The sequence below is a fragment of the Kordia jejudonensis genome (genome assembly GCF_001005315.1).
Classification (GTDB): Bacteria; Bacteroidota; Bacteroidia; order Flavobacteriales; family Flavobacteriaceae; genus Kordia; species Kordia jejudonensis.
In genome coordinates this window covers 19,937-32,020 of the sequence record NZ_LBMG01000045.1, presented here as the reverse complement: position 1 = coordinate 32,020, position 12,084 = coordinate 19,937, and the positions used below count along the sequence as shown (strand labels likewise).

14 protein-coding genes are annotated in these 12,084 nt (G+C 32.8%); 4 read left to right on the top strand and 10 right to left on the bottom strand.

What is annotated here, in order from left to right:
• Positions 1 to 16 precede the first annotated feature (16 nt).
• Together AA089_RS18335 and AA089_RS18330 are read left to right on the top strand one after the other, a co-directional pair.
• Positions 17 to 1,159, top strand: coding sequence for an acyl-CoA dehydrogenase (locus AA089_RS18335; RefSeq protein ID WP_046758449.1), 1,143 nt, complete (start codon positions 17 to 19; stop codon positions 1,157 to 1,159).
• A 174-nt stretch (positions 1,160 to 1,333) separates the two neighbouring features.
• Entirely contained in the window at positions 1,334 to 1,534 is a 201-nt protein-coding gene (locus AA089_RS18330; RefSeq protein WP_046758448.1) for a hypothetical protein, read from the top strand.
• Between the two features lie 9 nt (positions 1,535 to 1,543).
• On the opposite strand, the gene AA089_RS18325 is transcribed toward AA089_RS18330, so the two are convergent.
• The 10 genes from AA089_RS18325 to AA089_RS25695 all read right to left on the bottom strand — a co-directional run bounded on the left by AA089_RS18325 (position 1,544) and on the right by AA089_RS25695 (position 9,446).
• On the bottom strand, positions 1,544 to 2,338 hold the full coding sequence (locus AA089_RS18325; protein ID WP_046758447.1) for a hypothetical protein: 795 nt from the start codon (positions 2,336 to 2,338) through the stop codon (positions 1,544 to 1,546).
• A gap of 50 nt (positions 2,339 to 2,388) precedes the next feature.
• Entirely contained in the window at positions 2,389 to 2,820 is a 432-nt protein-coding gene (locus tag AA089_RS18320) for a DUF6565 domain-containing protein (protein WP_156169116.1), read from the bottom strand.
• 27 nt (positions 2,821 to 2,847) lie between these two features.
• Positions 2,848 to 3,561 carry a hypothetical protein gene (locus AA089_RS18315; RefSeq protein ID WP_046758445.1) on the bottom strand — a complete coding sequence of 238 codons (714 nt, stop codon included), beginning with the start codon at positions 3,559 to 3,561 and terminating at the stop codon, positions 2,848 to 2,850.
• Positions 3,562 to 3,596: 35 nt separating this feature from the next.
• Complete coding sequence (locus tag AA089_RS23890) at positions 3,597 to 4,355, bottom strand: toll/interleukin-1 receptor domain-containing protein (RefSeq protein ID WP_053002568.1); 759 nt, start codon at positions 4,353 to 4,355, stop codon at positions 3,597 to 3,599.
• Positions 4,352 to 5,038 (bottom strand): hypothetical protein, encoded by a 687-nt coding sequence (locus AA089_RS18305; RefSeq protein WP_046758444.1) that lies wholly within the window; start codon positions 5,036 to 5,038, stop codon positions 4,352 to 4,354. The genes AA089_RS23890 and AA089_RS18305 overlap by 4 nt, the downstream gene beginning before the upstream one ends.
• Before the next feature lie 13 nt (positions 5,039 to 5,051).
• On the bottom strand, positions 5,052 to 6,002 hold the full coding sequence (locus AA089_RS18300) for a caspase family protein (RefSeq protein WP_046758443.1): 951 nt from the start codon (positions 6,000 to 6,002) through the stop codon (positions 5,052 to 5,054).
• 141 nt (positions 6,003 to 6,143) lie between these two features.
• A complete protein-coding gene (locus AA089_RS18295) occupies positions 6,144 to 6,782 on the bottom strand; it encodes a response regulator transcription factor (protein WP_046758442.1) in 639 nt (212 codons plus the stop codon).
• An 8-nt stretch (positions 6,783 to 6,790) separates the two neighbouring features.
• Positions 6,791 to 8,830, bottom strand: a complete 2,040-nt coding sequence (locus tag AA089_RS18290) for an ATP-binding protein (protein ID WP_046758441.1) — start codon at positions 8,828 to 8,830, stop codon at positions 6,791 to 6,793.
• A 180-nt stretch (positions 8,831 to 9,010) separates the two neighbouring features.
• Entirely contained in the window at positions 9,011 to 9,205 is a 195-nt protein-coding gene (locus AA089_RS18285; RefSeq protein WP_046758440.1) for a hypothetical protein, read from the bottom strand.
• Between the two features lie 109 nt (positions 9,206 to 9,314).
• Complete coding sequence (locus AA089_RS25695; protein ID WP_262495030.1) at positions 9,315 to 9,446, bottom strand: hypothetical protein; 132 nt, start codon at positions 9,444 to 9,446, stop codon at positions 9,315 to 9,317.
• Between the two features lie 181 nt (positions 9,447 to 9,627).
• On the opposite strand from AA089_RS25695, the gene AA089_RS18280 reads away from it, so the two are divergent.
• Together AA089_RS18280 and AA089_RS18275 are read left to right on the top strand one after the other, a co-directional pair.
• Positions 9,628 to 10,326, top strand: a complete 699-nt coding sequence (locus AA089_RS18280; protein ID WP_046758439.1) for a hypothetical protein — start codon at positions 9,628 to 9,630, stop codon at positions 10,324 to 10,326.
• A 214-nt stretch (positions 10,327 to 10,540) separates the two neighbouring features.
• Entirely contained in the window at positions 10,541 to 11,908 is a 1,368-nt protein-coding gene (locus AA089_RS18275) for a coiled-coil domain-containing protein (protein WP_046758438.1), read from the top strand.
• Positions 11,909 to 12,084 lie beyond the last annotated feature (176 nt).

The window sequence follows — 12,084 nt, the reverse complement described above, 5'->3', positions numbered from 1 at the left end:
CAATTATATAATAGTTATGGATTTTAATCTTACAGAAGAACATATGATGATACGCGATGCTGCTAGAGACTTCGCAAAAACTGAGTTACTTCCTGGCGTTATAGAGCGTGACAACAAACAAGAATTTCCTCAAGAATTGGTTCGCAAAATGGGCGAATTAGGTTTTATGGGAATTATGGTTGATCCTAAGTACGGAGGAAGCGGAATGGACACAATTTCATATGTTTTGATTATGGAAGAATTGTCAAAAATTGATGCTTCTGCCTCTGTAATTGTATCTGTAAATAATTCTTTGGTATGCTACGGATTAGAAGCGTATGGAACTGAAGAACAAAAACAAAAATATTTAACAAAGTTAGCAACAGGAGAGCATGTAGGTGCATTTTGTTTGAGCGAACCTGAAGCAGGAAGTGATGCTACTTCGCAACGAACAACTGCTATTGATATGGGCGATCATTATGTGATTAACGGGACAAAAAACTGGATTACAAGTGGTGGACGCGCTGATACATATTTAGTAATTGCACAAACGGATAGAGATAAAGGACATAGAGGAATTAATGCTTTTATTGTTGAAAAAGGAACGCCTGGTTTTGATATTGGACCTAAAGAAGACAAGTTAGGAATTCGCGGAAGTGATACACATACATTACAGTTTAATGATGTTAAAGTTCCGAAAGAGAATCGTATCGGCGAAGATGGATTTGGATTTAAGTTTGCCATGAAAACTTTATCTGGTGGACGAATTGGAATTGCTGCGCAAGCCTTAGGAATTGCTTCTGGAGCGTATGAATTGGCATTGAAATATTCTAAAGAGCGTAAAGCCTTTGGAACTGAAATTTGCAACCACCAAGCGATTGCTTTTAAATTAGCTGATATGTACACTGATATTACAGCGGCACGTCATTTAGTGATGCAAGCGGCTTGTAAGAAAGATGCAAAAGAGAATTATGATATGGAAAGTGCTATGGCAAAGTTATTTGCTTCTAAAGTAGCGATGGAACATACAGTGGAAGCTGTTCAGATTCATGGTGGAAATGGTTTTGTGAAGGAATATCATGTGGAGCGTTTGATGCGTGATGCAAAAATTACACAGATTTACGAAGGAACTTCTGAGATTCAAAAAATTGTAATTTCTAGAGGTGTTATTAAAGGATAAATTTTAAAGAGATGTAGGACCGCTTTGCTGTTAGGTCATAGATTAGGACAGAACAAAACGGCACTTATAATTTTACATAAAAAATCGCATTGAAAGATCAATGCGATTTTTTTATGTTTTTATTTCTGCTAAATTTTTCTATATTAACATGTAGAAAGTCAAAAAAATACAATTATGAACAAAACAGTCAAGCTCGTATTATTAATTGTTGGAATTGCTTTGGTAGCTTACGGAGTTTATTTGGTTATTGCTCCTGAAACTTCGGTTGATCTTGCAATTGTTGAATTTGAACAACAAGATAACACCAATGCTTATATTATGATTGGACTTGGATTGGCTGCATTAATCGGCAGTCTTGTTGGCGGAAAAAAGTAGTTTGTTCCGTTAAAAACGATAGTCTAAACCAACGCCTGCAGCATTAATCGTTACGCTTCCTAGTTTGTAATGATGATAACCGCCATGAATTGAAACACGTTTTAGATGTCGACGTACGAGAAGTTTAAGTTCGTCCACTGTTGAATCATTGATCAGACTTTGTTTCCAAGAAATTCCTAAACTGTAGGGCTTTTTTAGATAGACATCAAGTCCAACTTGATATGCAAATCCCGTATCGTCTACTCCACTTCCAACATGTGTAATTCCCACGCCCCAATATGCAGTAACATATTGTTCACGAACGCGATAATAATTAATCATTATAGAATTGACACTTAATTCTTCTTTCGGGTTTTGCTCAAAGAAATGCAAATGATTGGCTTCAATTCCTAGTAATGGGAGAAATCGAAAGTTAAGTGATGTGTTATTTCCATAGAATTCTTTCCCACTGGCGAAAAATGTATTCGAAATGATCAACTGACTTCTTTTTGAAGGTACATTTTCTTCTGGAAACGAATATTCTCCGTGCGAACCTTCGGCATAAGGATATTTGTAAAAGTACCGTGATTCCATGTCGCCAAACAATACACCATAACTAATGTAATATGCTAATTCAATGAACACGCCATCGAAATAACCTGCATTGTCATAATAATCTTGATCAGAACTCCTACTGGAACTTGAAGAACTACTGGAATTAGTACTAGAAAGATCTTCCTTGGCTCTATTTAATTTTCCTTGTGCATTGGTAAGTGCACAGGCAAAACAACACAACAGAAGAAATAGTGTAATTTTTGGCTTCATAAAATGGTTTTAATGTTGCCAACATGCATCAAGAAAAGTGCCAAAGATTTTTACTGTAGTATCTGATTAACTATTGTAACAAGACCTTCAGTTCTTATATCTTTTACACCTTGAAGAATTTCTTCCCAAATTTTCATGATTTCTTTCCAAAAGGCTTGCAAATAATCTCCAATGACTTGATTATATTCGCCTTTAACTAATTTCTTTAGAGAGATATCTCCTTTGTAAAAATGAAAGCAAAATTCAAATCGAATTAGTTTAAGTTTTTCTGCTGGAGTTAAATCTTTTTGATGTTTGTCATAATTATTAAGATTGTAGTTCTCAAAAACTTTCGTTTGTTCTACCCAATCATTCTCAGAATACTCTTTCCAATTAGTTTTTACTTCATACATGAAATTTTGATAATCATATATATAATCTGTTTTGGTTTCACAACCCAAGTTTAAAAAAAGTATGCTTAAATAAATGTAATAGTGCTTCATAACTTTATAGTTTAAATTATTAATTTTCTAAAAAGGATGATCTTTTGATGAACTCACTTTTTTAATATCCACAAATTTCCCACGAGCTTGTAATTTTCGATTATCATAACAGCCACCTTCAATATGATATTTTCTATTTCTTTTTATAAATTTTAGAATCATTGTTTCATGATGACCTCCTTTTTCCAATGTCCCAATATCTCCATAATGACACGTTAGCATGTAATGTTGATCATCATCAGTTTTCGACACAATAACTTGATCACATTTGTGTTTAGATGATTTTTTACTACTTGTATCATAGTAGAAAAAATTGACATTTATTTTGCTACCAGTTTGATGGATAACTATAGTCAATTCTAAATCCTGCCTACACTCCTTAAATATTTCCTTTTTATAAAAGCTTTCTTTGAATTCTGAGAAATACATGTTTAATTGACGTCCTTTATAAGTCCCCGAAAAGTTTTTTACGATATACATCCAAGAAAAAGGTGGATATTTCCATAAATGATGATCTGTAATTTCCAAAAAACTTACTAAAATGAGCGCGGTTATAATTAAGACAATTCCTTTATTATCAATAAAAAATATAAAAAATGTAGTTCCACCAATGAGTCCAATTATTGCTTTTGTTTTATAGTAATTAAAGTAATTTTTTCGCACCACTAAAAACATTGTAAATACCGCAATTACTACATTTAACAGTATGGAATTTTCATTCGTTTTTTCTTTTGGATTCATACATTACTAAATTCAACTAGATATTTTAATTTTCACTAACTCCCCAACTGCTGCTTAATCATATTTAAAAATATATTTCGTTTCGGACTCCATACTAACGGACGTTTGGGTTCTAAGCCAAATTTTGCTTCCAACGTTTCTTTGAGCATATCGTAATGAAGATCATTGTCAATTTGAATTCCTTGAAAATGCTTAAACACACCTTCTATTTTCCCCAACTCAAAAGGTGTAATGGCTACGGAGATTTGACTTTTAGTTTTTGCCCAAGCCGCGCCCATTTCTATCAAACACATTGGCGATTGATAAAAGTTATCAGACAACATAAAGAATACTAATACATCTTCGTCCAAACGCGCTTCAATTTCTTCGATGAAGTTATTGCCCAATCCTGTACCATACCCTTCTAAAGACGTACAAAAAATATTTTCTGGAGAAATTCCTATGACTTCTAAAATCTGTACAAAACTCGTTACGACATCTTTATCTTTACTAGAATGACTTACAAAGACCTTTTTTAAGAATTTCTCTTTGGGTTTAGTAACAGTTTTACCTCTTGTTTTTTCTTGAATGACATAGTTTGAGGTATCAATTTTTAAATCATCCGCAATAAGTAATAATACTTTATCGGAAGCGGTTGCCAACAATTTTTTGATTTCCGTTTGTGTATAATCGTTAACTGACTCGTTTGTAATTCCGTATCCGCTGAGGATACTGACCATTTCTTTCATACTGTGACTGGTTTGTAATGAAAAGAAGATGTCTTGAATTAATCGGTGTTGTGTTACTGGATTCATGTGTTTTTATTGTTTTTTAAGCTTGGAAAAATATATTTGGACTTTAGCTTTTGTCGTAAAGGCGTAGAAATTGGATAGGTATCAATAAGATCAAGAACTTCTTGAGTTAAAAAATTATTCTTCAACCTCTTATTATAAATTTTATATAGAAAAAATTTTTCTACATAATAAGATGAAAGTACATAAGCTAATATTCCTAGAAACACAAATACACCAATACCTTCTTCCATGCCTATATTTAGTGAAATATCTTTTAATAATGAAGTTATAGCTGCAGCGCCACCATTCTCATTTGACCATTTTAATAGTAAAAATATGAGTCTTGGAACTAAAAGTGCGATGGTAATATTTATCAAATTATCTAGCGTAAAAATATTTTTTATATTAGTGTATAAATTGTTTGAAGTATCTTTTTGCTCTTTTTCTTCTCTAGCGTATTTTTTGTTTTTATAATTAATCTTGTAATTAGCTAATGTTATATTTAAATCATTAGCAATTGAAAATACTGTATCATCAACAGTGTTAACTAATATTTCTTTTATTTCATCTTGAGTGTACATATTTACAGTATCAATATCTATTTGATATTTATGTAAAATTCTTATGATATCTCTAATACTGTATTTAGCCTGAAGAGAGAAAAAAATATCCTGACTTAATCTATATTTTTCTAATGGATTCATTGTTTTGCTTTAATTAGATTCTCCCACTTATCGCTAAATTTTTATAGTATTTTCCTAGAGATGTTAGTTTACAAGATTTATTAAGTGCAGCACATTCATCAAGCGATGTCATTCCACTTTCTGGAAGCAATAAACCATTTGCATGATATGCCCGCAAGTGGGCCATTACGATAGTTAATCCGTTTTCTTTTCCTGGATTGGCTAGGTAGTCTTTTGATAATTGAAAGCCATCTTTTTCGTCAAAGTATTTTGGAAGCTCTCTAAGGATTTCAAGTGGAATTTTAGGTTCACAATTTCGAAGTGGAATCATTTTAGACACATGCGATTTAAAGATTGGTCGCTGTTTCCAAGAATCTAACATGATATCTATATAATTGTACATTCTGGCAACGTTTACTTTTCCTAAAATGTCTGCTGCACCACCTTGCAATGCATCATAAATGATTGAAGTAAATACACCATAACCGCCACGTTCCATTGCGTATTGTGTGTCTCTACTTGCGGTTAGTAATGAAACTCCTTCTCGTAATAATGCTTTTCGTTCGCCAAGTGCTACAAAGTTTCCGATGTCACCGCTGTGGCAACAATCGAGAATGATGATGACTTCGCTAACGTTGGAATTGTTTGCCATGGTAATCACTTCACTCAGACTCACGCCTTCATTAAATTTTTCGGCATCTTGTGTTACTAAATAACTGCCTAAATCTGTAGCAAAGCCATGTCCTGAAAAATAGAGCAACGCAACCTCAGCTTCATGATTGAATAAATCGTGAATTTGATTTTTTAGACTGGCAATTGTAATATTGTATGTGTCAGGATTAGAAACAATTAGTTTGCAGTCAAAATTTGGATCGTCATTTTCATGTTTGGCAATGACTTCCTGCATCCGTTTTACGTCAGGTATACAGCCTTTGAGTGGATTTTTTTTGTAATGATTAATTCCTACAAGTAAAGCTCTTCTCATATTTTGGTGGTTTTTGATATTCATACACTTACAAAGATCACGGATTCCGCTACGTAAGAAAACCTCAATATTGAGGAAGAAAAAAGCTCCTCAAATTTGAGGAGCTTGTTAAGTTGGCAACAATCATATATTTCATGAAAATTATACGTGTCCGTTTTCTATAGCGTATCGAACTAGACCTAAGGAACTTTTTACACCTGTTTTTTCTATTAAATTCCGACGATGCGTTTCTACTGTACTATTGGCAATGTTGAGCTTTGCTGATATTTCAGATGTTGTGTGTTCATCCACAATTAATCGCAATACATCTTTTTCTCTTTTGGTAAATTGAACCGCTTTGGGCTTTGGTTTTCGAACTGCTTTTAACAATGTATTTAGCACTTGTCCCTTTATATACTCTTCGCCAGTAGAAATGGTTTCCAGCGCTTCAACAAATTCTTCTTTTCCTCTATTTTTTAAGATATATCCGTTAGCACCAATTTCAACAAGTTCGTGAATAAATTCGCTTCCATCGTGCATGGTTAGGATTAAAATTTTTATGTCGGGATATTGTTGTTTGATAATTTTTGTTGCTTCAACTCCATTCATTTCTGGCATACTTATATCTAATACCGCAATGTCAATGTCGTTGTTTTCTATTAAATCTAACGCTTCTTTCCCATTTGCTGCTTCGCCGACAACTTTGATATGTGGTTGCTGAATTAATAATGATTTTAGTCCATCAATGACAATTTGATGGTCATCTGCAATAATGATGTTGAGTTCTTTTTTTTGTGTCATATAACTATTTATTTCATGGTAGGTATTTCTATTGTAATTGTAGTTCCGTTTCCTTTGCTTGAATCGATTAGTACATTCCCTTTCATTTCTGCAACACGTGCTTTGATACTTTTTAAGCCCATTCCTTCATATTCACTAGAATGTATATCGAAACCAACGCCATTATCTGTAATCATAATATTTAAATCTACTTCTCTTTTTAATAGTTGGATGGTCACTTCGGTTGCATTGGCATGTTTTAAAATATTATTTAATAATTCTTGAATGATACGATATAGTTGAATTTCCGTCGTATTATCTAATCGATTGTCCAAACCGTGAGACAATAATTCTATTTGAAGCATTTTGGTTTCCTCAATTTTTTGTTTGAGCTCTTTTAATGCGGGAACTAGCCCAAATTTTGTCAACGTTCCTGAAAGCATGTTATGTGCAATTTTCCGAACGGTTTCGCAGGCTTCATCTAATAATTGATTGGCTTTTTCATATTGTGATTTTGTTTCGTTTTTTATCTTTTCTAAATCTTCTTCCACCGATTTGTAATGAATTTTCACGACGGACAACATGCTTCCCAATCGGTCATGAAGGTCTTTTGCAATGCGTTCACGTTCTTCTTCCTGTCCACTAATCATGGACGTAATGGCTTTTCGTTCTTGCTCTTTCAGCATTTCTTCTAGCTTCTTTTCTTGTTGCTCTTTTACTAATTGTGCCTCAATTTTTTGCTGTTCAAATGCCAATTCTGCTAGTTTTTTTTGTTGCTTTAGTTTTTTTACTCTCGTAAAGGCAAAAAATAATATCAAAGCCGCTAACAATATAATAGCTAGCCAAATGATGAGATTATTTTTTTCTTGTATAGCGTATTTTGAAATAATTTCTTCTTTCTCAAGAACTGCTAATTTTCGTTTTTTATCTATGTATTTCACATCGTAACGGTCTGCCTTTTTGATGGTACTGTAAAATTTATCCTTAACAGTTGATGAAGAATCTTTATAAGCTAGCGCCGTTTTGAAATCATTGCTTTTTATATAAAATTCTGATAATAAATTATACGTATTTTGTAATAAAGAAGAATCTTTAACTTGTTGTTGAAGTGCTAAACTTTTATTGAAATTTTTAAAAGCTTCACCTAAAGAATCCAAATCAAGATACAGACTTCCTAAGTTGTTATAAGTTTTAGACAATCGTTTATAATCAGTATTCACTTCATATATATGTTCTGCCTTTTTATAGTAAAATAATGCTGAATCTTTTACATTCAGCTCATCATAAAGTGCGGCAAAATTATGATATAAATTAGAGGCATCTTTTATATTGAAATCAGAAACCATTTGTAGCGTTTCCAAATATATTTGTTTTGATTTTTCTTCTTGACCTAAATAGTAATAAGATTCTCCTACTTGAATATTAACGTTAAATACATCAATGTGTTTTTCTAACTTTTCAAAAAGCGCTTTTGACTTTAAAGAATAGTCAAGCATTTCATTATAGTTTTCTTGATACTTACTCAACGTTCCTAAATCTCTGTAGACAATGGCCAAACCGTTTGTATCATTATGTTTTTTTCCAAACTCTAAGCACTTTAAATAATACTTTAATGCTTCTGGATATGCTTCTATATCTTTATACAATTTAGCTAAATTGGTAATGGCTTTTAAAGCTCCTCTTGAATTCCCCATTTCCTCAAATAGCTCATAACTATATAAAAAAGCCTCAATGGCTTCTATATTTCTTTCTATTTTTTTATAAAAAAACCCTAGTTCGTTATAGCCTCTTGCAATACCATGTTTGTGATCGTTTTTCTTGGAAATTGCCAAAGCTTCATTGAGATATTTTTCTGCGTCCTCAAATCGTCCTTGTTCTTTCGCTATTTTCCCAAGTATGTTTAGCGCGTTAGTTTCATAAATATAATTAGATTCGTCTCGACTTAATTTCAAGCACTCCAAAGCATATTTTATTCCTGTAGAATCTTTTTTATACCGCAATACCCATGCAAGTTCATCTAATGTTTCTATTTTAGAAATTCCTTTTTGTAAAGGTAGAATAGCTTTCATACTATCGATTTTAGCATTATCCTGACTATGAGCTGGAAATGCTATAAAAAAAATAAAAAGATAAAGTATATAAAATGGTAACTTCATGTAGGTATTTGTATTTTGAGATAACAAATAAAAGGCTTAACTCTCTATAAAGATAAGTAAAGCCTTTTAAGATTGTAAAGTTTTTAGCATTAATTAAAACCCTCCTGGTCTTTCTTCTCCTTCCTTCGACTCTCCATTATTTCCTCCGCCATCTGAGTTAGGATCTACTGTTTCAGTGTCTTTACCACTTTCGGGTTGTGCTGTGTCTTTGGATTCATCAGGTCCGCAAAACATGCTTGTTGTTTCTAATTCGTTTGCAATTTCAGTTTTGGTAGTCGTTGTTTCCATAAATTTTGATTTTTAATAGTTTACAACAAAGTTCATTCAAAATAATGGTGGAAACAATCGTCAATATTGATTGTTTTTACTTCCTTAATATTGAGGAAACAGAATCATTTTACTCCTGAGAAACAGTCACTTGATTCTTATTAATGGCAATGGTAAGTTGTGATTCTTTTTCTTTATCATAATAAATTTCTACTTCTTGAAATTCATTTCCGATTTCAATAGTTGTTTTAGATGGTTTCATATAGTCGTGTTTTTGGTTTGTATAAATATCTATCAAAATCACACCTAGTACAATACTTAATTATACGTATTTTTTGATCGTTAGTATTAATGAGGAAAAAGACACAAATTGCCTAATAGTACTAATTATCTTATATTTAAATGAAATAAAAAGCATCACTACTGACTTAAAATACCACATTATGGACGAAAAGGAATTTAACGAACTCAAAGAAAAAGTTGCAAAACTTGAAAAGAAACGAAACTTCAATTTATGGTTACAGTTTTTTATTTTTCCAATAATTCTTGCAGGAATGGGCTATTTTTTTCAATACACTGTAAAAAAATCGGAAGACCGTTTGGAACAATTGAAGTTAACTCAAACCATTGTTGACCAAGTATTCAAAGATACTACCGCAGAACGCACTGTAATTTTACGTGATATTTTGAATGAAATTCTCGATAATGACGTCTTAGTGGCAAAAATTCAAAAATCTATTGACAATCATCTGAAAAATAAAGCTATGACAGGAACACCTGAAGAAGCTAAAAAAGTAACAAGTGCCGTTAATACGTTTGCTTCTAATAATTCAAACTTGAAAGAAAGTTTGAATGCATCTGAAGAAATTCAGGAAAAAATATCCAAATACGATCGTGCAATTGCTAAAGAACGTGAAGCATTTACCCATTTAGTCAATGGAGACTTAAAAAACGCCAAACAAGCTTTTAAAGAAGTTGAAGAAATTTACCCTAGCTTTCATCAAGCATATGGAATTGTACGCTATTTAGAGAAAGCACCTCAAAACCCAACGGCTGCAGAAATTAAAGAAATTCAAAACCATATTGCAAATACCTTGAATTGGAAAGCACCGAAGGACTTAATTCAGCGCTTACAACAATAAAAATCTACCTTACTCATAGTTCATTTTTTTAAAATATTGTGGAAATCCGTAACATTTTAAGTTTTTTGGATACGTATAATTTAAATTCTTTATCTTTAGAAATTACTTGAAAAAATCATTTCATTTATGACAATCTCATGAATGAAATTTGAGTAATATAGCGAAGGTACAATTAACCAAAAAGAACATTCATTAACAATAAACTTAATACTATATGGCTGACGAATTTGATTTACTGGAAACTTCAGGATCACAACAAGAACAAAAATCAAACGATAAAGTAGATTGGGGAAAAGCGATCGACCAAATGAAGTCGAAACTAGCGCAAGAAGACAGTCCAGAAGTACGTCAAAAAATACTAAATGCAACATTAGATAATGTTGTAGATATGGCTGAAAAAGATCGTACTTCTTTGTTAGATGCCATCAAAGACTTAACAGATTATCAAGACGAAGTAGGAATTATATTTGAGCGTTTTTCAACCTTAAATGATGAAGAACAACGCGTCATTGATAATGCGCAAAAAGATCTTGAAAAAGCAAAAGTAGAATACCAAGAAGCACTAAACAAACCAGATACGTGGTGGAATAATCTTTGGGGACGAAAATCAAAGATCAAAAGCACGAAAGCAGATTTAGATCAAGCTGAAAAAACACGCAAATTTGCCGATTCGAAAGCAAAAGAAATGTTTCAAAAGCGAATTGAAAGTTCAGATACCGAAACCTTATTAAAAGAACTTTCATTTAAAAGTCAGGCTGCGGTAAAACGATTGAAAGATCGTGAAGTGGAAATCAAAGAAGTTGAAGACAAACTTCAAGTTGCGATTGTAGAAGCAAGTAAAAACCACACGAAAGCTTTAGAGAAAAAGAAAGAAGTTGAAGAAAAGCTGGAAACGGAAAAATCATTGTTGAGTCAAGCACGACAAGGATTGGAAGAAGTAGTTGACAAACAATCACCTGAATATTCTGAAGCATTGTCTAAAGTTACAAAGCTAGAACAATCTGTAGAAGAACTAGAAGGTTTACGCACGGCTTACATTACGTTGGCAGCAAGTAAAGATAGTTTTGTACACAAACACAACTTAACGATCAAAGTATTGACATCGTTACGTAGCAACTTGCAAACACATAGAGCAAAACTGAAATCAGATACAGAAGAACGTGTTCGTTACTACGATGGTTATGTAGTTGCTTTAAAAGCAAGAACAGATCAAGAATTTGCGGCAATTTTAGAGCATTTAGGAATCAAAACGGATGAAAAAATTGGAGAAACGCTAGCGGCAATGCACACAGCAAGTGCAAGAGCACGTCAAGATATGATGGAAAACATTCCTGTTCACGAAAAAGTAATGAAAGGTATTTACGGAAGTTATGCAGAATCATTACAAGAAATTCGGGAGAAAGATGTGGAAATTCGTAAGAACTTCGCTGATCGTTACGGAATTGACATGAAAGAATTATTTGAAGAATATTATAAAAACAATGACAATCCATCAACTGGAAATACGGGAGGAAACGACGCGCCAAGCGGCGGAAATCCTGCACCAACAAACGATGGTGGATCCGATGATTTGTTAGGATAATTTCTTGAACATATATAAAAGAGTTTCGCATGAAGGATAGAAGCTTTGTCGGAGCTCTTTTTTTAATTTCTACCGGTTCGGAAGTTCCAAACTTGCATGAAGGATTGAGGCTTTGTTGGAGCTACGAGTGAGATGCTAAATCAAGTTCAGCATGACGAACGAGAGCGACTGCCGAA